We start from the raw sequence: 20,879 nt of genomic DNA on the forward strand, positions 1-20,879 counted from the left end.
CCCGTCCGACGACAAGACCGACCAGGGCCCCTCGGACCCCGAGACGGGCACCGGCGCAGCGCCGGCACCGGTCTGCTGCGGCTGCTGGGCACCGGCGCCTGGTGGTCGGCGGTCGGGCTGAACGCCGCCGCGGCCCTGCTGCACGTCGTCGCCCTGAAGTACGGACCGCTGACCGTCGTGCAGCCGCTGGGCGCGCTCACCCTGGTCGCCGCCGTGCCCCTGGGGGCGCGGGCGGCCGGCCGGCGGGTCAGCGCGGTGGAGTGGCGCGGTACGGCGCTCACCCTGCTCGGGCTCGCCGCCCTGCTGGCCACCGCCTCGGGCCCGGCGCCCGATCGGGTGCTGTCGCTGACCGAGGCCCTGGTGGTCGCGGGCACGACCGCCGCCGCGATCGGTCTGCTGTCCTGGCCCGGCGCCCGGCCGGGCCTCAGGCACGCCACCGCGTCCGGCTTCGCCTCCGGGGTCGCCTCCGCGCTCACCCAGACGGTGACCGTGGCGGCCACGGACCGCTCGGGTCCGGTGCTGGGCACGGAGGAGATCGTGGTCGCCGTGCTCGTCGCCGCGTTCGCCGTCGGCGGTCTGCTGCTGTCCCAGACGGCTTATCGGGGCGGCCTCGGCGCCCCCCTGGCCGTGGTCACCCTCACCAACCCGGTGGCCGCCGCGGTGATCGGCCTGACGCTGCTGGGGCAGGGCCTCCAGGGCGGTCCCGCCGGGGTGCTGCTGGCCCTGGCGGGCGCGGGGCTGGCCTCCTGGGGCGTGGTGCTGCTGACCCGGGCGGCCCCCGCGCCCGTCGGCGGTGACGCGGACGGCACGGAGGGCGTGGACGGCGCGGACGGCGAGCATCCGGTGGCGGCCGTGCTGGCGCTGGAGCCGGGTACGGCGACCGCGGAACCGGTACTGCTGCCCCGGCAGCCGGACCAGCCGGGGCACCTCACGGCCCTGTGACCACCTTGACGTACGGCGGCGGCCGGTGCGCGGAACGTTCCCCGGGCACCGGCCGCCGTCGCCGTGCTGCTTCCTGCCGTGCTGCTTCCTGCCGTCTGGCTGCCGGTCAGCCCCAGCCGCGCGCGTCCTGCTTGAGCGCGGTGTCCACCGTCAGCGCCGTGGCCACGACGAGGCTCAGCAGCGGCTCGGGCAGCTGGTAGTGGATCTGCAGGACGTAGTTGTCCGCGGTCGTGAAGAGCGTCTTGGCGAGGCCTTCCCAGGTCTTGGTGATCCGGGCGACCTCGTTGTCGGCGTGGTCGACGATCGCGAAGTTCCAGGCCCGCCAGTTCTCCGCCTTGATCGCGCCGACCTGCCGGCCGTTGGCCGTCATCGCGAAGTTGATCTTCCCGAACATGTTCTTCTGGACGATCTCGCCGACCGGCGAACCGTCCGGGCGGGTCACGACCACCCGCGACTTGAAGATCTTCGCGGGCCGGGTCAGCAGCAGCTGCGGCTGGCCGTAGGCGTCGCGGATCTCCAGCTTGTGGGTGAGGAACTGGTCCAGGCTGGAGACGAAGCGCAGGATCTTGCGCAGCACACCCTGACCGACCTGGGTGACCGAGCCGATCTCCCGGCCGTTCTGATCCATGACCTTGTACTCGTTGGTCAGCTCGATCAGCTTGGCCTTCTGGTTCACGACCAGGACGGGCTCGGTGAAGAGGGTGCCGCCGCCGGGACCGCCGGCCGCGACACCGGCCTGCTGCTGCACCTGACGCTGCACCTTGGCGTCGCCGGTCTGCTGCTGCGGGAAGGCGGCCTGCTGCGGCGGGACCTGCCCGGCGGCCTGCTGGGCCGGGTTGGTGTGCTCGGTCCACTGCGCGCCGTCCCAGTAGCGCAGCGTCTGCGCCGCTCCGTGCGGATCCGGGTACCAGCCTGCAGGAGTGTTCGATTGCGTGGTCACCGGGGCACACTACCCTGACGCGACCGGTACCTGGCCAGCCCGCACGGAGCGGTGTTCATCGCCCGTTCACTCCGTCGCGATCGCCGGGTCGCTGACGCCGGGCCGCCCGTTCTCCACGTGCCCGGCGAAGCCGCGCAGGAAGGCGGGGTCGGCGTCGCAGGTGACGGTCAGGTCGTACCAGCGCTTGCTCGCCGCGAGCGCGACGGTGCGCCGCACGGTCGCACCGGGCCGGACCGACACCGTCACCGGACCGCCGCCGTAGCCGTCGACCAGCTTCAGCTTCGCCGTGCCGGAGCCCTTGTTGGTGAAGGTGAGCTCGACGTCGTCGCCCTGGTGCCGGGCGGTGACCTCGGGGCCGGCGACCTTGTTGCGGCCCTTGAAGACGCGCACGAAGCCGTTGGGGCCGTGCACGGCGAGGTCGTAGAGGCCGCCGGAGTACGCCGAGTTCCAGGTGTCCGAGAGTGTCTTGCCGGCCTCCGTGGTGTACGTCCAGGGGCCGTCGGTGCGGCTGTCGGACGTGACGAGGAAGACCGCGCCCGCGTGCGCCCCCGAGGCGAACGTGAGCGTGAACTTGCCGGCCGCGGTGTCCGCCGAACCGTCGACCACCGGGGCGTACTTCAGGGGGCGGGTGGGCCGGCTGCCCCGCTCCTGCCGGGGAAGGGTGCCGCTCGCGGGGGGCTTCGGCACGTAGTCGGGGTGGCGGTCGTGGTCCTTGGGCAGGTAGCCGGCCGTGGAGGGCAGCGCGACCCGCGCGGTGTCCTTGCGGGAGAAGTCGAAGGCGCTGGTCAGGTCGCCGCACACGGCCCGCCGCCAGGGAGAGATGTTCGGCTCCTGGACACCGAAGCGACGCTCGATGAACCGGATGATCGAGGTGTGGTCGAGGGTCTCGGAGCAGACGTATCCGCCCTTGCTCCAGGGGGAGACGACCAGCATCGGCACCCGCTGGCCGAGGCCGTAGGGGCCGGCGGCATGGCCGGCGTCGCCCTTGAACAGGTCCGCGGTGGGGTCGACCGTCGACCTGCCCTGGGCGGCGGAGGCCGGCGGGTAGGGCGGTATGACGTGGTCGAAGAAGCCGTCGTTCTCGTCGTAGGTGATGAACAGCGCGGTCTTCCCCCACACCTCGGGGTCGGAGGTGAGCGCGTCCAGGACCTGGGAGACGTACCAGGCGCCGTAGTTGGCGGGCCAGTTCGGGTGCTCGGTGAAGGCCTCGGGGGCGACGATCCAGGAGACCTGGGGCAGCTTGCCGGCCCGGACGTCCGCCTTCAGCTGGTCGAAGAAGCCCTCGCCCTTGCGGGCGTCGGTGCCGGTGCGGGCCTTGTCGTACAGCGGGTCGCCGGGCTTGGCGTCGCGGTACTGGTTGAAGTACAGCAGCGAGTTGTCACCGTAGTTGCCGCGGTAGGCGTCGTCGATCCAGCCCCAGCCGCCGTTCGCGTCGAGGCCGTCGCCGACGTCCTGGTAGATCTTCCAGGAGACCCCGGCCCGCTCCAGGCGCTCGGGGTACGTGGTCCAGCCGTAGCCCGCCTCGTCGTTGCCGAGGACCGGGCCGCCGCCCTTGCCGTCGTTGCCGGTGTAGCCCGTCCACATGTAGTAGCGGTTGGGGTCCGTGGAGCCGATGAAGGAGCAGTGGTAGGCGTCGCAGATGGTGAAGGCGTCCGCGAGCGCGTAGTGGAAGGGGATGTCGTCGCGGGTCAGGTAGGCCATCGTCGTCGCGGACTTGGCGGGTACCCACTTGTCGTACTTGCCGCCGTTGAACGCGGTGTGGCCGTCGTTCCAGCCGTGCGGGAGGTCCTGGATGAAGGCCAGGCCCAGGTCGTCGGCGTCCGGGTGGAAGGGCAGGATGTCCTTCGTGCCGTCGGACTGCTTCCAGACGGACCTGCCGTTCTGGGTGACCGGGCGGGGGTCGCCGAAGCCGCGGACGCCTCGGAGGGAGCCGAAGTAGTGATCGAAAGAACGGTTCTCCTGCATGAGGACGACGATGTGCTCGACGTCCTCCAGCGATCCGGTGCGGTGGTGGGCGGGCAGGGCAACCGCGCGCTGGATGCTGCCGGCCAGCGCCGTGAACCCCGTGGTGGCGCCGGCGATCTGGAGGAAGCGCCGCCGGTTGACTTCGGGCATGGGTGAGGGTCCTCTCGTCCTGACGTACGCGCTACCCGCCAGGTGACGGAATGTGCGCGGAGCGAGTGTTCCAAGAGCAGCAAACGTCAGGGAAGGGTGTGATGGCGCCCGTGTGAAACCCGGCGGTACGCGTGGTGCCGCGTCACCGGGTTCCCCTGGCCCGGTGACGCGGCGGCCGGCGCCCGGCGTTCAGGACGTCAGGTACGCCTCCACCTCGCTGAACTGGCCCGCCGGCCAGCCGGTGTTGCCGGTGACGGTCAGGCGCAGGTAGCGCAGGTTCGTGCCGCTCGGCAGGGTGACGGTCGCGGTGTTGCCGCTAGCCGGGTCGAAGCGGTAGCCCTGCGCGCCCAGCACGGTCGAGTAGCCGGAGCCGTCGGTGCTGCCGAGCACCGTGACGGTCTGCGTGCGGGCGCCCCAGGCCGAGGACGGCGGCAGCTTCAGCACCAGGCGGCGCACGGCGTAGGAGGAGCCGAGGTCGATGGTGAGGGACTGCGGGAAGGCGTTGTTGGTGGACTCCCAGTACGAGTTCGCGTCGCCGTCGACCGCCTTGCCGGGGGTGTAGACGTCCTGGGAGCCGGTCGCGGTGGCCGGGCGGCCCTTGGCGAGGTTGCGGTTCGGGTCGGGGTCGGGGTTGCCCTGTCCGGGCTGCGGCCAGGTGGAGCAGTCCGACCAGGTGCTGGACCAGCCGGAGTTGCCGCCCCCGTCGGTGAGGGTGAAGGAGCCGGAGTTCGCCGGGTAGGGGCAGTTGTAGACGCCGGCCGCGCCGACCTGGGTGGCGGTGACGTTCTTGAAGGTCGCCGCGCCCTGCGCCTCGGCCTGGACCACGACCGTGCCGGTGTTCCGCACGGTGGCGCCGGTGACGTTGACGTTCCGCACCGGGTAGCCCTGCCCGCCGCCGGAGACGAACTCGAAGGCGCTGTAGGGGCTGTCGGTGATCGTCGTGTTGGTGATGTTGACGGTCGCGTTGATCGCGCTGTCGTAGGAGTCGACGCGCAGGGCGCCCATCGGGTGGTTCCAGTTGGGGTTCATCGCGCCGGTGCGCACCAGCGTGTTGCCGTCCACCGTGATGGTGCCGGCCAGGGGGTGGAACGGATCGAGGAACTTCTGGTTGGAGATGGCGATACCGCTGCCGAGGGCGTTGGTGTCGGAGATCAGGTTGTTGCGTACGGCGATGTCGGTGCCGCCGTAGATGGCGATGCCGTTGGCGAGGTTGGGCTGCGAGATCGTGTTGTTCTCGAAGCTGGAGTCGGTGTCCGGGGAGTACAGCGACCACATGGCGAGGGAGTCGTCGCCCTGGTTGCGCAGGAAGTTGTTGCGGACCCGGACGCCCTTGGCCGTGCCGTTGAGGTTGAGTCCGTCGGCGGTGGTGTCGAGGATGCGGTTGTTCTCCACCACCAGGTTGTCGTTGTTGCCCGTGAGCCACAGGCCGACCTTGAGGTGCTGGATCCACATGCCGGAGACCGAACTTCCCGGTCCGAGCGAGCCGTTGACGAAGTTGTCCGGGCTGGAGTCGACGCGCTCGGTGACCTCGCCGATGACCGCGAAGTCCTTGATGCGGACGTTGCCCGCCGAGCTGGACTGGTCGATGAAGCGGGAGGTGTGCACGACCGAGTACCAGCTGCCGGCGCCCTGGAGGGTGACGTTCTGCACGCCGCTGAGCGAGGAGGTGATGCGGTAGTCGCCCGGCGGTATCCACACCGTGCCGCCCTGGGCGGCGGCGATGGCGTCCCGGAAGGCCTGCGTGGAGTCGCCGTTGCCGCTGGGGTCGGCGCCCTTGGAGACGACGGACACCGAGCCGGCGGGCTGGCCGGCGGCCGGGGCGACCTGTTCGAAGTCGGCGACGTCGACGGTGACCTGGACCCCGGCCGCCTCCACGGCGACCTTGTCGCCGGCCTGGACGGTCTGCCCGAGCAGCAGCCGGGTGTTGTCGAAGAAGTGGTGCGTCTTCGCGCCGGGGATCCAGCCGGTGTCGATGTACGAGTACTTGGAGGTCACCGGCAGCGTCTTGGCGAGCCTGGTGCCGTTGACGTACACGTTCAGGGACCCCGACTGACCGTCCGGCACGCTGTAGGCGACGTTCACCGCGTTGGCGGTGCGCGGCACGGTGAACTCCACGCGCTGCCCCGGCGACAGCCGGACGGCCTGCCGGCCGGAGGCCTCCGAGGCGAGAGTGCCCTGCGTGTAGTCCGGGCCGATCCTCGTGCCGTTGCCGGCCGCCGACTCGGCCTCCACGGAGGTGAGGGGGAGGGTGGCGCCCGCGGCGGCGTGGGCGGCCGGGGCGAGGGTGACGAGCATGCCGGCGGCGAGGGCGACGACCGCCCCGATGGCCGGCATGCGCCGGAGGTGTCCGGCGGTGCTGCTGTGCATGTGCTGATCCCTTCGTGGTGGGGGTGCGTGGGATAGCAAGGTGCGTACGGGCGCGGCTCGGACGCGCGACCGGCCGCAGCGCGGCTCGGGCACGCCACCGGGCCGCCGTGCGGCTCAGGCGCGCAGCCAGGCCGCCGTGTCCCGCGGCAGCCGGCCCGCATCGTCCAGCGGGCCGCTGCTGAGCAGGAGCCGGGAGTGCGCGGGCAGGTCGGCGGGCGTGTCCGCGAGGTTGACCACGCACAGCGCCGCATCCGCGCGGGAGAAGGCCAGCACGCCGTCGGGGGCGGGCAGCCAGGTCAGGGGGCCGTCGCCGAACTGCGGGCGCAGGGCGATGGCCTCGCGGTAGAGGGAGAGCATCGAGTGGGGGGCGCGCTCCTGGCGGTCGACCGCGTACGACGGCCAGTCGGCTGGCTGCGGCAGCCAGGGCTCCTCGCGGGAGCCGAAGCCCGCGTGCGGCAGCCCGGCGGCCCACGGCAGCGGAACCCGGCAGCCGTCGCGGCCGGGGTCGGCGCCCCTCGAGCGGAAGTACATCGGGTCCTGGACGCGGTCGGCCGGGATCTCGGCCTCCGGCAGGCCCAGCTCCTCGCCCTGGTAGAGGTAGACCGAGCCGGGCAGCGCGAGGGACAGCAGGGCGGCGGCCCGCGCCCGCCGGGTGCCGAGCGCCAGGTCCGTGGGGGTGCCGAAGGCTTTGGTGGCGAAGTCGAAGGCGGTGTCCTCGCGGCCGTACCGGGTGACCGTGCGGGTGACGTCGTGGTTGCACAGCACCCAGGTGGCGGGCGCGCCGACGGGGGCGTGCTCGGCGAGCGTGGTGTCGATGGAGGCGCGCAGCCGGCCGGCGTCCCAGGGGCAGGACAGGAAGGAGAAGTTGAAGGCGGTGTGGAGTTCGTCGGGGCGCAGGTAGCGGGCGAAGCGTTCGGGGTCGGGCAGCCAGACCTCGCCGACGAACACACCGCCGTACTCGTCGGCGACCCGGCGCCAGGAGCGGTAGATGCCGTGCAGTTCGTCGCGGTCGACGAAGGGGTGCGGCTCCGGGTGGGTGGCGAGGTCGGGGAGGTCGGGGTCCTTGGCGAGGAGGGCCGCCGAGTCGATGCGGACGCCGGCGACGCCCCGCTCGAACCAGAAGCGCAGGATGTCCTCGTGCTCCTGGCGGACCGCCGGGTGCGCCCAGTTGAGGTCGGGCTGTTCGGGGGTGAACAGGTGCAGGTACCAGTCGCCGTCGGGCAGCCGGGTCCACACCGGGTCGGTGGAGCCGACGAACTGGGACGGCCAGTCGTTCGGCGGGAGTTCGCCGTGGGCGCCGCGTCCGGGCCGGAAGTGGAACAGCTCGCGCTCGGGGCTGCCCGGCCCGGCGGCGACCGCGGCCCGGAACCAGGGGTGCTGGTCGGAGACGTGGTTGGGCACGATGTCGACGATGGTCCGGATGCCCAGCTCACGGGCCTCGGCGATGAGCTTCTCGGCCTCGGCGAGGGTGCCGAAGGCCGGGTCGATGGCCCGGTAGTCGGCGACGTCGTAGCCGCCGTCCTTCAGCGGGGACACGTACCACGGTGTGAACCACAGGGCGTCCACGCCGAGTCCGGCGAGGTACGGCAGCCGGGCGCGGACGCCCGCGAGGTCGCCGGTGCCGTCGCCGTCGCCGTCCGCGAAGCTGCGGACGTACACCTGGTAGATGACGGCCGAGCGCCACCAGTCAGGGTCTTTCCGGGCATGGCTGGGCTGTCCCACTGGGCTTGCCTTTCTGTAGACGGGGCGGCGGCGTCAGCCCTTGGTGCTGCCCGCGCTGATCCCGGCGATGATGTGCCGCTGGAAGACGAGGAACAGCGCGACCATCGGGATGCTGGCGATCACCATCGCGGCGATGAGCACGGTGAGCTGGATGTTCTGCGACAGCTGGACCAGGGCGACGCTGATCGGCTGCTTGCCGGTGTCGGAGAAGACCATGAGCGGCCACAGGAAGTCCTGCCAGACGGCGACCAGGGCGAAGATCGACACCACGCCGAGCACCGGCCGGGACATGGGCAGGACGACGGACCACAGGATGCGGAGCTTGCCCGCGCCGTCGATCTCGGCGGCCTCCAGGACATCGCGCGGCAGCTGATCGAAGAACCGTTTGAGCAGGTAGAGGTTGAAGGCGTTGGCGACGGCCGGCAGCCAGACGGCGAGGGGGTCGTTGAGCAGGCTGGTGTGGATCAGCGGCAGGTCGGCGACGGTCAGGTACTTCGGTACGACCAGCGCCTGCGCCGGGACCATGAGGGTGGCGAGGATGCCGCCGAGGACCACCTTGCCGAAGGCGGGCCTCAGTTTGGACAGGGAGTAGGCCGCGGCCGTGCAGAACACCAGCTGGAAGGCCCAGGCGCCGGCCGCCTGGACGAGCGTGTTCCCCAGGTGCCGCGGGAGTTCCATCAGGTCCCAGGCGTCGGTGTAGCCGCTGAGGTGCCAGTGCTCGGGAAGGAGCGTCGGCGGGGTCCGGGCCACCTCGTCCGGGGACTTCAGGGCGCCGGTCACCATCCAGTACACGGGGAACAGGAAGGCGAGCGCGAAGAGGACGACGACGGCGGTGAACACCGTCCAGTACAGGGCCTTTCCGCGCGGGCGGGCGAGGGTGGCCGGGGAGATCAGGGTGCGGGTGCCGGTGGTCATGCGTCCCCCTCGGAGCGGGTGAGCCGCAGATAGACCGCGGAGAAGGCGCCGAGCAGCAGCAGGAGCATCACGCTGAGCGCGCAGGCGCCGCCGAAGTCGTTGTAGAGGAAGGCGTACTTGTAGATGAGGTAGAGGACCGTGACGGTGGCGTTCTCGGGGCCGCCGCCGGTGATGACGAACGGTTCGGTGAACACCTGCATGGTGGCGATGATCTGAAGGAGCATCAGCATCAGGATCACGAACCGCGTCTGCGGGACCGTGACGTGCCGGACGCGCTGGAGGAGGTTCGCGCCGTCCAGTTCGGCCGCCTCGTACAGCTCGCCGGGGATGGACTGGAGGGCTGCCAGGTAGATCAGGACGGTGCCGCCCATGTTGGCCCACGTGGCGACGAGCACCAGGGAGACCAGCGCCGTGTCGGTGCCGTTGGACCAGTTCGAGGTGGGCAGGTGCAGGAAGCGCAGCGTCTCGTTGGCGAGGCCGGCTCCGGGGTCGTAGAACCACTTCCAGAGCAGGGCGCTGACCACCGGCGGGATCATCACCGGCAGGTAGACCACGACCCGGAAGAACGCCTTGGCGTGCCGCAGTTCGTTGAGCACGAGGGCGAGCAGGAAGGGGATCGCGAAGCCGATCAGGAGGGCCAGCACGGTGAAGGTGAGGGTGTTGCGCCAGGCGGCCGTGAACTCGGGGTCGTGCAGGACCCGGGTGAAGTTGGCGGTGCCGACCCACTCGGGCGGTGAGCCCGGGGTGTACTTCTGGAAGGCGATGACGACCGCGCGGATCGCCGGGTACCAGGAGAACAGGGCGAAGCAGAGCAGGCCGCCGAGGAGGAAGCCGTAGGCGCGGAGCTGGTCGGTGAGGCGGCGCCGCCTCCGGTCCCCTGCCGGGGGCGGCGCCGGGACCGGCGGGACGGCGGTGTCTGCCGTCGGCCGTCGCTCGGCCGTCTTCGTCATGGCGGTCAGCTCCGGGCCAGAATGCTGTCGATCTTGCCGGACGCCTCCTTGAGCAGCTGGTCGATGTCGGCGTCCTTCTTGGTCAGGACGGCGGAGACGGTGCCGTCGAGGACGGAGTAGATCTGCTGGGCGTGCGGCGGCTCGATCTTCAGCTGGAGCTCGTGGTTGCCGTCGAGGAACGCCTGGTAGTTCTCCACCGGGACGTTGGCGTTGGCCTTCTTCACCCGCTGGTCGGTGGCGTCGGCGGCACCGGTGAACAGGCGCGGCTCGGGCAGGCCGACGGGGGCGTCGTGCTTCTTGGCGCGCGCGTAGTCGCCGAGGAAGCCCTTGCCGGGGGTGAGGAACATGTGGTCGAGCCACTTCAGGCCGGCCCGGATCTGGGCGGGCGTGTCCTTCTTGTTGAACATGTAGCCGTCGCCGCCGATGAGGGTGCCCTTGCCGCCCGGCATGGGGGCCAGGGCGAGGTCCTTGTAGTTGCCGCCCTTCTCCTTGACGAGGATCGGGATGTTGTCGGGGGCGGCGAGGTACATGCCGAGCTTGCCGGAACCCATCATCTGCTGCACGTCGTTGATGACGAGGAGCTGCTTGCTGCCCATCGAGTCGTCGGTCCACCGCATGTCGTGCAGGTTCCGCAGCACGGCGTGGCCCTCGGGGGTGTCGATGGTGGCCTTCTTGCCGTCCGCGCCGACGACGTCGCCGCCCTGGGAGTACAGCTCGGCGGTGAAGTGCCAGCCGCCCTGGTTCTGGGCGCTGTAGTCGGCGTAGCCGACCGTGCCGTCGCCGAGGGCGGCGATCCTCTTGGCGGCGGCGCGGACCTCGTCCCAGGTCGCCGGGGGCTTGTCGGGATCCAGGCCAGCCTTCTGGAAGAGCGCGCGGTTGTAGACCAGCCCCATGGAGTATCCGGTGCGCGGGATGCCGTAGACCTTCCCGTCGACGGTGTAGATGTCCCGCAGCTGCTTCTGGATGCTGTCGTAGTTCTTGAGTTCCTTCAGGTACGGGGTGAGGTCGGCGGCCTGGCGGACGTCGACGACGTGCCGCGCGTCCGTGAAGTACGTGTAGAACACGTCCTCCATCTGGCCGCCGGCGAGTTTGGCGTCGAAGGTCTTGGGGTCCTGGCAGGGGAAGGCGTCGTGCGCGACGACGTCGATGTCCGGGTTGGCCTCCTCGAAGGCCGCGATGTCCGCCTCGAAGAAGGAGCGGTCGAGCTTGGCGCTCCTGGGCGGCTCGCAGTTGACGGTGATACGGGTCTTGCCGCTCGCCGAATCGTCGTCACCGGACCCGCAGGCGGTGGCGGCGAGGGCGAGGGAGGAACAGACGCCGATCGCGAGGACGGTACGGCGGAACCCGGTGTGTCTCATCGGTGGACCCCTCATGGCACTCATGGCAGGAGCGGTGGGCGTCGCACACTCAAGCACCGCCGACAGCGGTCCGCAAGATGTCGCGCGGAATCTGCAATATTCCGACAGTGAGCTGGATCTTCCCGGGCTCAGTCGCGCGGGGCTTGCCCGGTGGAGCCCCGCACCACCAGCTCCGGCTCGAACAGCAGCTCCTCGGCGGGTACGGCGGTGCCCCCGATCTGCGCGTTCAGCAGCTCCACGGCCGCGCGCCCCATGGCCTCGATGGGCTGGCGGACGGTGGTCAGCGGGGGCTCGGTGCAGTTCATGAACGCCGAGTCGTCGTAGCCGACGACCGAGACCCGGCCCGGGACGTCGTACCCCTTGCGGCGCGCCGCCCGGACGGCACCGAGCGCCAGCGGGTCCGAGGCGCAGATGATGCCGGTGACACCCCGGTCGATCAGCCGTGCGGCGGCGGCGTGACCGCCCTCGAGGGAGAAGATGGCCCGCGCGACGAACTCGTCCGGCAGATCGCCGGCGACCGCCCGGGCGGCGGCCAGCTTGCGCGCCGACGGCACGTGGTCGCCGGGGCCGAGCACCAGCCCGATGCGCTCGTGGCCGAGCGACGCCAGGTGCCGCCAGGCCTGCTCGACGGCGACCGCGTCGTCGCAGGACACGCCCGGGAAGCCGAGGTGTTCGATGGCCGCGTTGACGAGCACGACCGGGATGTTGCGCTCGGCGAGCAGCCGGTAGTGGTCGTGCGGCGCGTCGGCCTGGGCGTACAGGCCGCCGGCGAAGACCACCCCGGAGACCTGCTGCTGGAGCAGCAGCTCGACGTAGTCCGCCTCCGACACCCCGCCCTTGGTCTGGGTGCACAGCACCGGGGTCAGCCCCAGCTGGGCGAGGGCACCGCCGATGACCTCGGCGAACGCCGGGAAGATGGGGTTCTGCAGCTCGGGCAGGACGAGACCGACGAGCCGGGCGCGCTCACCGCGCAGCTGGGTGGGTCGCTCGTAGCCGAGGACGTCGAGAGCCGTCAGCACCGCCTGCCGGGTGGCATCGGAGACCCCGGGCTTGCCGTTGAGGACCCGGCTGACCGTGGCCTCACTGACCCCGACCTTCTTCGCCACTTCCGCAAGTCGTCGCGTCATGAGCGCAAGCGTAGCGCAAACCACGCAAGCGGCTTGCGTCGCGGGAGTCTGGGAGTAGGGCGGGGTGCCTGAAGGAGCTGGGGTACGGGGTGAGGAGTCGGGGGTGGGTACGGGGTGAGGAGTCGGGGGTGCGCGAGGAGGCGGGTGGAGTGGCGCGAGCAGTCGGCGGGGCGCACGAAAGGAGTCGGCACGGAGCCGAGCAGGCGGTGACGCGCGGAACGAGCCCGGGTTTGCGTAAGGAATCGGTGGGGTGCGCCGGCAGTCGGCGGAGCGTGGGAAGGAGTCACCGGCGCCTGGAGGCGGCGCTCGGACCGCTCGGCCCGTGTGGGGAGCCGCCGTGCCGGCCCGGCGCCGTCGGCGACCTGAACGCCGGCGGTGCCGGGTCAGTCCTCCGTGGACGGCACGACCGTCAGGTGCGAGGCGGCGTCCCTCGGGCGGCGCGGCCGGCGCACCGGCACGGCGGGCCGGCGGGGGTCGCGCAGGACCATCGTCAGACGCCGGTAGCCCAGCTCCCGCAGTGCCTGCGGGTTCTCCTCGACGATGCGGCACTCGGTGCGCCCGCGCCGGGGGTCCGGGTGGTGCAGGAGGCGTACGGCGCCGTCGAGCCGGGACGCGGCCTCGCCGACGGCCCGTATCCAGTGCGGCAGGCCCTGCCGGTAGGCGGCCTCCATGATCGGGTCCTGGGCGATCTCCCGGCGGACCGCCTGGAGTTCGTGGTCGTGTCCGTGGGTCTCCAGGGCGGTCCGGAGCTGGGCCAGCATCGGCAGGCACCAGCCGGGCTCGTGCTCGCCGAGGACCTCGCCGGCGTCGGGGTGGAACAGGACGAACCGGAGGAAGTTCTCCCCCGGCATGGCCGTGGGGTGGGGCCGCACACCGTGGAAAAGTGTCTCGAACGCGCTGTTGGCCATGACCACGTTCCAGTGGTGGTCGACGACCAGGGACGGGCAGGACTGTGACTCCAGCAGCGCGCCGTAGTCCTGGAGGTACGCCTGGATCTCGCAGGTGTCGGGGACGGGCCGCGGTGCCGGCCGCTGCCCTCCTGCCTGATGTGCCATCGGGAGGTCACCCCTCTTGCCTCTGCGGCCTTTCTCGCGGCGATGCGATCCTGGTGCCCAGGCAAGAGCCATGTCAACTATCGTGGCATTTCGTGCCGGTTGACGGCCGAAATTCGCCACAGTTGTGGCGACACCTGGATGTGAGTTCGAGACACCCGCTACTCTCCGGGAAGTTCACGGCGATCGCTCGTGAGAAGCTGAGAAGCACGGACGCATCTGAAGCCCTCTAGAGACGTAGGAGTTCTGTCGGTGACGGATGGCTACGAGGATCCGGGCGCCTCGGCGACCGCCCAGCTGCCGGCCGTCGTCGCCCGCGTCACCGCGCTCGCCGACCGCCTCGGCGTCCCCCATGCCGAGGTCTTCGACGTCGGGCGGCTCTCCATCGCCTGCGGAGTCCCGGAGCCGGTGGTCAAGGCTCTGCTCAGCGGTCGGCCCGCGGGCGAGCCGGACGTCCAGGCCCGCTTCCTCCAGCGCCTGGACCTGCTGCGCCGCACCCGGCTGAAGCCGGGCGGACGCCGGTACACCCAGCAGGAGATCGCCGACGGCGCGGGGATGTCCCGGCAGCAGGCCGGCGCCCTCATCAACGGCGACCGGCGGCCCACCATGGAGCACTGCGACGCCCTCCAGCGCTTCTTCCGGGTGCACGCCGGCTTCCTCACCGCGGAGGACCCCGAGGCGCTGGCGGGCGCGCTTCAGCGCACCGAGCAGGAGCTGTTGCAGAAGCTCGCGGACCGGGAGCGGGCCGCCGCCGAGGATCCGGCGGACCCGCTGGAGCAGCTGCTCCAGGACCACGGCGTGCGCGGAATCGCCTGGCGGGCCGCACAGTTGCCCACCGACCAGCACCGGGACAAGGTCGCTGAGTGGCTCGACATGCTCCTGGAGAGCGTCAAGCGGCCCGAGTCGTGAGCCGGGGGAGGACTGTGGGCATCGGCAGGGACATGCGCCGGCTGTGCAACGAACTGGTGGGCGGGCTCACGCTGCCCGTTCCGGCGCCCCCGGATGAGCTGTACCGCGCGCTGTGCGAGGCGATGAGCCGCCGGCGCGGGCGTCCGGTGCACTTCCGTACGGCCGCCTTCCCGCCCGGCACGGCCAGCGGGCTGTGGCTGGACCTGACCGACCGGGACGTCGTCGTGGTGGAGGAACGCACCGCTCCCGACCACCAGTTGGTGATCCTGGGCCATGAGCTGTGGCACATGCAGGCCGACCACTGCGGGCTCCACATGGAGGGCGTCGGCGCCGCGACCCGGATGCTGCGCGACGACATCGACCGGGAAGCGCTCCAGGCGGCGGTGCAACGCGTCGCGGCCCGCAGTCGCTTCGACGTCGCCGAGGAGCGGGACGCCGAGACGTTCGGGCTGCTGCTGGCCAGCAAGTGCCGTACCTGGCTGGCCGGTTCGGCGTTGCGCGGGCCGGTGCAGCGGGACGGCGTGGCCGGCCGCATCGAGGCGTCTTTGGGGTACCCGGGCCCGCAGGGCTGAGCCGGACCGGGGGCCGCCGGCCGAGCGGCCGTGCGGCGTTCGCGGTGCGCTCGACGCCGCACCCGCGGGAGCCGACAGCTCGCGGCGGCGGAGCGGGGTGTGACGTGCGGAAGTTGAGAAACGTTTCGCCCGGGTCGGGCGGTGTGTCGCGGGGGCGGCCCGGGCGGTTCCGCCTCGGCTAAGCGGGCTAACCGGCGCGGAGCCGGGCGGCGTTGTCAGTGGTGGGCGGCAAGCTGGGAGTGTGCGCCGTACGACGCGGTGCACGGCGCCGCAGGGCGCGTGACCGTGACGCCTACTCGGGGAGAGCCGACCGATGCCCACCGCCGTACTGACCGACCGCGAGCGTACCGCCGTACAGGCCTACCTGCGGCTGCTGCACACGGTGCGCGCCGCCTTCGACGGACCACCGGGCGAGGACCGGCCCGCCGTCGTCCCGCCCGCCGTGCTCGCCGAGGCGGAACAGGCACTGGCCCGGGCGGGGCTCTCGGGCAACGAGGCGGAGTTCTTCGGGCTCCTGCGCGACTGGTGCCGGCCCGCCTGAGCGTCGCGACGGCTCGGCGCCGCCGCCGTCGGCCGCACGGGAGGGCGACGGCGGCGGGGGCCGGGCGGGACCGCCGTCAGGGCTGTGGGGCGGGGCGCGGTATGACCACCGACGTGGCCACCACACCGTGCCGTACGGTCCACCGGCCCTCGAAGGACTGGAGCCGGTGGCCGCCGACCACGGGACCGGGGACGAGGAGCTCGGCGCGCAGGGTGCCGGACGGCCCGCCCTCGGCGTCCGGCCGCACGGTGATGTCGGCTTCGGAGAAGTCCAGCCACGTGCGGGTGAGCGGGAACCACGCCTTGTACACGGACTCCTTGGCGCTGAACAGCAGCCGGTCCCAGTGCACGGCGGGCCACCGCGCGGCCAGCCGGGCGAGCCGCTCGGTCTCGGCGGGCAGGAAGACGGAGGGGCCGACCCCGTCGGGCAGCGCCCCGTGCGGTTCGGCGTCGATGCCGAGGGAGGCCAGGTCGGTGGCGCGGACCAGCGCGGCGGCGCAGTAGCCGTCGCAGTGGGTCATGCTGCCGAGCAGCCCGTCCGGCCAGCGCGGGGCACCCCGCTCGCCGCTGAGCACGGGCTGCGGCGGTACGCCGAGCTTCTCCATGGCGCGCCGGGCGCAGCCCCGGACGGCCGCGAACTCACGGCGCCGCTTGGCCACCGAACGCGCGACGAGCGCCTCCTCCGCCGGGTACAGCGGGGAGTCCCACAGCGGGTCGTCAGCGCGCGCCTCCACGGCCACGACCGACTCCGGGAGCAGCTCCTCGATCACCTGCTTCGACCTCCATCGGCAGGACGCGGCGCAGCCTTCCCGGCGGGTCCGGGCGCTTGCGCCACTCGCGGGGGTATCCCACGGAGACCTCCATGAAGCGGACTCCGTCGTGCCAGGTGGTGCGCGGGATGTGCAGATGGCCGTAGACCATGGTGGCGACCCGGAACCGTCGGTGCCAGTCGGCGGTCAGCGTGGTGCCGCACCACATGGCGAACTCGGGGTGCCACAGGACCTCGGTGGGGTGCCGGTGCAGCGGCCAGTGCCCCGCCAGTACGGTCGGCAGGTCCGCGGGCAGCTCGGCCAGCCTGCGCTCGGTCTCGGCGACCCGCGCCCGGCACCACGCCTCCCGGGTCGGGTGGGGGTCGGGGTGCAGCAGGAACTCGTCGTTGCAGACGATGCCCGTGCTCTCCGCGTACGCCAGACCCTCCGCCTTGGTGGCGGAGCCGGCCGGCAGGTACGAGTAGTCGTAGAGCAGGAAGAGCGGGGCCACGGCGACCGGGCCGCCGGCGCCGTGCCAGACCGGGTAGGGGTCCTCGGGGGTGACGACGCCCAGCTCCCGGCACACCTCGACCAGGTGCTCGTAGCGGGCGACGCCACGCAGGGTGACCGGGTCGCTCGGGTGCGTCCACAGCTCGTGGTTGCCGGGGGCCCACAGCACCTTGCTGAAGCGGCTCGCGAGCGTGCCGAGCGCCCAGCGGATGTCGGCGACGGTCTCCGCGACGTCACCGGCCACGATCAGCCAGTCCTCGTCGCTCTCGGGGCGCATCCCGTCGATCAGGGCGCGGTTGTCCGGGTAGCCGATGTGCAGGTCGCTGATGGCCAGCAGCTGTCCGGCCCCGGCCGTCGCGTCCACCCCGCACACCCCTTCCGATCATCCGATGGCACAACGAGAACACACGCCCCGGGCGCCGGACAAGAGGTTCCCCCGCCGCGTGTCGCGTTCCGGACCCGACCCCCCGCTCGCGCCCGTCCGCGCCCGGACGGCTCCGGAGATCCCCACCCGCGCGGGTTCGGAGGTCCCTGCCCGCGCGGGCCCGGAGATCCCCGCCCGCACGGGCCCGGAGATCCCCGCCGGGACGGCCCGCCCGGCCGTGACCGCACGCCCCGCGAATCCGTAACATCCGCGTTGCACGAGGGACCCGTGGAAAGCCGTATGATCGCCCCGACACCAGCGCCCTCAACCCCCCTTTGTTCCGGGGCTGTTTGGTGACCCTTCCTCCCTCCTGCCCGGGCACGGGCCGCTCCGCCCTGCCCGCACACCCGAAAGGCGGCCTGCATGCTCTCTCGCGTACGCGTCTGGCTCAACCGCACGTACGCGGAGAACGTGTTCTTCATGGATCAGCTGCGGAGAAATCCCAGCGACCGCGCGGTCGAGATCCACGCCACGCACGGCGACCCGGACTCCCCCGTGCTGGCCGCCGCCGACACCGCCGAGCTGGAGCCGGAGGGCCTTTCCCCGGCCGCGTACGTCGAGTACGCCCTCGACCAGTGCGCCCGGCGCGGCATCGACGTGTTCGTGCCCCGGCTGCACCAGGCCGCGATCGTGGCGCACCGGGCCGACTTCGCGGCGGCCGGTACGGCACTGCTGGCGCCGACGCCGGAGGCGGTCGCCGTGTTCGAGGACAAGGCGGTCGCGTACGAGGCGGTCCGCTCGGTGGGCGTCCCGGTGCCGCCGTGGCGGCGGGTCCGGACCGCCGACGAACTCGTCGCCGCCGTGGAGGAGTTGGAGGCGGCCGGGCACCGGCCGTGCTTCAAACCGGCCGCGGGCGCGGGCGGCGTCGGCTTCCGGATGATCACCCGCTCCCCCTTCTCGCTCACGCACCTGACCGGCTTCCCGGGCCCGTACGTCCAGCTGGACCTGGTCGTGGAGGCGCTGCGGCGGGCCGAGGAGAGCGTGGACTGGCTGGTGATGCCGCGCCTGGAGCAGCCCGAGGTGTCCGTCGACTGCCTGACCGGGACGGACAACCGGGTGCGGCTCGCGGTGGGCCGCACCAAGAACGGCCGCCGCCGGGGCTTCACCCTGGACGAGCGGTGGCTGGCGCCGGCCCGGCTGATCGCGGAGGGCTTCGGGCTGCACCACCTGTCCAACATCCAGTTCCGGATGCTCGGCGACCGGCCGGTTCTGCTGGACGTCAACACGAGGCCCGCCGGGGGTCTGCACCAGCTGTCGCTCTGCGGGGTGAACGCGCCCTGGGCCGCCGTGCAGTTGGCGCTGGGTGAGGACCCCGGAGTGATCGAGCCGCCGTTCCTGGGCCAGGACTACACGGTGGTCTCGGGCCCGCGCCCCCTGGCCCCCGCGACGCTGCCGAGGCAACGGATGGAGTCGGAGGTACTGCTGCCCGCCGTGCCGGCGCCCGTGCGGGCGGCTTCGGCGGGCGAGGTGCTGCCCCTCTAAGCGGGCGCCCGTGCGGGCGGCTTCGGCGGGGGAGGTCCTGCCACTCCAGGCCGGCGCCCATGCGGGCGGCTTCGGCGGGGGAGGTCCTGCCACTCCAGGCCGGCGCCCATGCGGGCGGCTTCGGCGGGGGAGGTCCTGCCACTCCAGGCCGCCCGCCGGCTGCCGGCCCGTCGTGGCTCGTCGCGCAGTTCCCCGCGCCCCTTCGGGGCGTCCACCCACCGGCATCGAGCCGCCGTCCCCCCGCCGCGCCCGTGCGGGCGGCTTCGGCGGGGGAGGTCCTGCCACTCCAGGCCGCCCGCCGGCTGCCGGCCCGTCGTGGCTCGTCGCGCAGTTCCCCGCGCCCCCTCCGGGGCGCTCACCCCACCGGTATGGACCAATTCCGTTCTTCCGCTTGACACAGGCGATTGGTCCATACCAAATTCGTTGACGCAACGCTTCCGCACTCCCCTGCACTCCCGAACACCCCACCCCCGACAGGGAGATCGCGTGCGCGACACACTCGGGCGTCCCAGACGCCGGCTTCTCGCTCTGCTCGGTTCCGCCGCCCTCGCGGTCGGCGGGGCCATCGCCCTCCCCGGTACGGCCCACGCGGCCAACATCCTCACCAACCCCGGCTTCGAGTCCGGCGGCCTCTCCCCCTGGACCTGCACCGGCAACCTCGGTTCGGTCGTCTCCTCCCCCGTGCACGGCGGCGCCAAGGCGCTCCAGGGCGCGGCGTCGTCGAGCGACAACGCGCAGTGCAGCCAGACGGTCGCCGTGCAGCCGAACACGACGTACAGCCTCAGCGGCTGGGTGCGCGGCAGTTACGTGTACCTCGGCGTCAACGGCGGCGCGTCCACGTGGACCTCGTCCCCGTCGGCGTACAGCCAGCTCAGCGTCTCCTTCACCACCGGCGCCTCGCAGACCAGCGCCACCATCTATGTGCACGGCTGGTACGGCCAGGGCACCTACTACGCCGACGACATCAGCCTGGACGGCCCCGGCGGCGGGGGCGGTGGTGACACCCAGGCGCCGACCGCGCCGAGCGGGCTCACCTCCACCGGCAAGACGTCGTCGAGCGTGTCGCTGAAGTGGAACGCGGCCACGGACAACACGGGCGTGACGGCGTACGACATCTACAGCGGGGCCAACCAGCTCCTGAGCGTGTCCGGGACGTCGGCCACGGTCAGCGGGCTGTCGCCGAGCACGAGTTACACCTTCACCGTGAAGGCCCGGGACGCGGCCGGGAACACCTCGCCGGCCTCCAACTCCGTGACCGTGACGACCGACGCGGGCACCGGCGGCGGCACCGGCTTCAAGCAGGCGGCGCCGTACCTGTACGAGGGCTGGGGCGATCCGCCGAACCCGACCACGGTGATGAACGCGACCGGGGCCAAGTGGTTCACGATGGCGTTCGTGCTGGACTCCGGCGGGTGCACCCCGGCCTGGGACGGCAGCCGGCCGCTGACCGGCGGCGTGGACCAGACGGCGATCAACCAGATCCGGTCCGCCGGCGGTGACATCGTGCCGTCGTTCGGCGGATGGCAGGGCAGCAAGCTCGGCGCCAACTGCTCCTCCGCGAGCGCGCTCGCCGGGGCGATCCAGAAGGTGGTCGACGCCTACGGCCTGAAGGCCATCGACTTCGACATCGAGAACACCGACGAGTTCGAGAACGAGGCCGTCCAGGCGAAGATCCTGACCGCGCTGAAGACGGTCAAGGCCAACAACCCCGGCCTGAAGACCATCGTCACCTTCGGCACGTCCACCACCGGGCCGACCTACTACGGCAACCGGCTCATCGAGCAGGCGCAGGCGCTGGGCGCGAACATCGACGTGTTCACCATCATGCCGTTCGACTTCGGCGGCGGCTCGGACATGTACGGCAACACGGTGAACGCGGCGGAGGGGCTGAAGAACAAGCTGAAGTCCACCTTCGGCTGGGACGACGCCACCGCCTACGCGCACATCGGCATCTCCGGCATGAACGGCCTGTCCGACCAGCAGGAGACGACGACTCCCGCGATCTGGACGCAGATCCGGGACTGGGCGAACTCGCACCACATCGCGCGGCTGGCCTTCTGGTCGGTCAACCGCGACCGGCCCTGCCCGGGCGGCGGCGTCGCGGAGAACTGCTCCGGGATCAGCCAGAGCAACTGGCAGTTCACCTCGATCACGGCCGGCTTCACCGGCTGACGCGACCGTGAGGTGACGGTCAGGTGACGCGGA

Annotated in this window: 17 protein-coding genes; 6 read left to right on the forward strand and 11 right to left on the reverse strand. The window is 71.9% G+C overall.

Features of this window, described 5'->3' with window-relative positions:
* On the forward strand, window positions 1-942 hold a 942-nt coding region (locus tag ABZV94_RS24595; protein ID WP_356343697.1), incomplete at its 5' end, for a hypothetical protein.
* Window positions 943-1,048: 106 nt separating this feature from the next.
* On the opposite strand, the gene ABZV94_RS24600 is transcribed toward ABZV94_RS24595, so the two are convergent.
* The 9 genes from ABZV94_RS24600 to ABZV94_RS24640 form a co-directional block, all read right to left on the reverse strand.
* Entirely contained in the window at window positions 1,049-1,882 is an 834-nt protein-coding gene (locus ABZV94_RS24600) for a phospholipid scramblase-related protein (protein WP_356343700.1), read from the reverse strand.
* Between the two features lie 66 nt (window positions 1,883-1,948).
* On the reverse strand, window positions 1,949-3,997 hold the full coding sequence (locus ABZV94_RS24605) for a phosphocholine-specific phospholipase C (RefSeq protein WP_356343702.1): 2,049 nt from the start codon (window positions 3,995-3,997) through the stop codon (window positions 1,949-1,951).
* A 189-nt stretch (window positions 3,998-4,186) separates the two neighbouring features.
* A complete protein-coding gene (locus tag ABZV94_RS24610) occupies window positions 4,187-6,364 on the reverse strand; it encodes a discoidin domain-containing protein (RefSeq protein WP_356343704.1) in 2,178 nt (725 codons plus the stop codon).
* A 114-nt stretch (window positions 6,365-6,478) separates the two neighbouring features.
* A complete protein-coding gene (locus ABZV94_RS24615; protein WP_356343707.1) occupies window positions 6,479-8,086 on the reverse strand; it encodes a glycoside hydrolase family 13 protein in 1,608 nt (535 codons plus the stop codon).
* 33 nt (window positions 8,087-8,119) lie between these two features.
* Window positions 8,120-9,001 carry a carbohydrate ABC transporter permease gene (locus tag ABZV94_RS24620; protein ID WP_356343709.1) on the reverse strand — a complete coding sequence of 294 codons (882 nt, stop codon included), beginning with the start codon at window positions 8,999-9,001 and terminating at the stop codon, window positions 8,120-8,122.
* On the reverse strand, window positions 8,998-9,951 hold the full coding sequence (locus ABZV94_RS24625) for a sugar ABC transporter permease (protein WP_356343711.1): 954 nt from the start codon (window positions 9,949-9,951) through the stop codon (window positions 8,998-9,000). The genes ABZV94_RS24620 and ABZV94_RS24625 overlap by 4 nt, the downstream gene beginning before the upstream one ends.
* 5 nt (window positions 9,952-9,956) lie before the next feature.
* The gene (locus ABZV94_RS24630; protein ID WP_356343714.1) at window positions 9,957-11,309 is read right to left on the reverse strand and encodes an extracellular solute-binding protein; all 1,353 of its coding nucleotides are present in this window, start codon (window positions 11,307-11,309) and stop codon (window positions 9,957-9,959) included.
* Window positions 11,310-11,437: 128 nt separating this feature from the next.
* The gene (locus ABZV94_RS24635) at window positions 11,438-12,436 is read right to left on the reverse strand and encodes a LacI family DNA-binding transcriptional regulator (protein ID WP_356343716.1); all 999 of its coding nucleotides are present in this window, start codon (window positions 12,434-12,436) and stop codon (window positions 11,438-11,440) included.
* 383 nt (window positions 12,437-12,819) lie between these two features.
* Window positions 12,820-13,491: a hypothetical protein gene (locus ABZV94_RS24640; RefSeq protein ID WP_356343718.1), complete on the reverse strand. Its 672-nt coding sequence runs from the start codon at window positions 13,489-13,491 to the stop codon at window positions 12,820-12,822.
* Window positions 13,492-13,740: 249 nt separating this feature from the next.
* Here ABZV94_RS24640 and ABZV94_RS24645 point away from each other — a divergent pair, with 249 nt between their 5' ends.
* The 3 genes from ABZV94_RS24645 (at window position 13,741) to ABZV94_RS24655 (ending at window position 15,510) form a co-directional block, all read left to right on the forward strand.
* Entirely contained in the window at window positions 13,741-14,397 is a 657-nt protein-coding gene (locus tag ABZV94_RS24645; RefSeq protein ID WP_356343720.1) for a helix-turn-helix transcriptional regulator, read from the forward strand.
* A 14-nt stretch (window positions 14,398-14,411) separates the two neighbouring features.
* Complete coding sequence (locus ABZV94_RS24650; RefSeq protein ID WP_356343723.1) at window positions 14,412-14,969, forward strand: toxin-antitoxin system, toxin component; 558 nt, start codon at window positions 14,412-14,414, stop codon at window positions 14,967-14,969.
* Window positions 14,970-15,282: 313 nt separating this feature from the next.
* A complete protein-coding gene (locus ABZV94_RS24655) occupies window positions 15,283-15,510 on the forward strand; it encodes a hypothetical protein (protein ID WP_356343725.1) in 228 nt (75 codons plus the stop codon).
* Window positions 15,511-15,586: 76 nt separating this feature from the next.
* Here the strand turns inward: ABZV94_RS24655 and ABZV94_RS24660 are convergent, their stop codons facing one another.
* Together ABZV94_RS24660 and ABZV94_RS24665 are read right to left on the reverse strand one after the other, a co-directional pair.
* Window positions 15,587-16,279: a 4'-phosphopantetheinyl transferase superfamily protein gene (locus ABZV94_RS24660; RefSeq protein ID WP_356343727.1), complete on the reverse strand. Its 693-nt coding sequence runs from the start codon at window positions 16,277-16,279 to the stop codon at window positions 15,587-15,589.
* Window positions 16,227-17,132 carry a metallophosphoesterase gene (locus ABZV94_RS24665; RefSeq protein WP_356343729.1) on the reverse strand — a complete coding sequence of 302 codons (906 nt, stop codon included), beginning with the start codon at window positions 17,130-17,132 and terminating at the stop codon, window positions 16,227-16,229. The genes ABZV94_RS24660 and ABZV94_RS24665 overlap by 53 nt, the downstream gene beginning before the upstream one ends.
* Before the next feature lie 423 nt (window positions 17,133-17,555).
* Between ABZV94_RS24665 and ABZV94_RS24670 the strand changes: the two genes are divergently transcribed.
* Together ABZV94_RS24670 and ABZV94_RS24675 are read left to right on the forward strand one after the other, a co-directional pair.
* The gene (locus tag ABZV94_RS24670) at window positions 17,556-18,674 is read left to right on the forward strand and encodes an ATP-grasp domain-containing protein (RefSeq protein ID WP_356343731.1); all 1,119 of its coding nucleotides are present in this window, start codon (window positions 17,556-17,558) and stop codon (window positions 18,672-18,674) included.
* Window positions 18,675-19,160: 486 nt separating this feature from the next.
* Window positions 19,161-20,846 carry a carbohydrate binding domain-containing protein gene (locus tag ABZV94_RS24675; protein ID WP_356343734.1) on the forward strand — a complete coding sequence of 562 codons (1,686 nt, stop codon included), beginning with the start codon at window positions 19,161-19,163 and terminating at the stop codon, window positions 20,844-20,846.
* The last annotated feature ends 33 nt before the right edge of the window (window positions 20,847-20,879 follow it).

It is taken from the genome of Streptomyces sp. NPDC004658, from assembly GCF_040609555.1.
Taxonomy (GTDB): Bacteria; Actinomycetota; Actinomycetes; order Streptomycetales; family Streptomycetaceae; genus Streptomyces.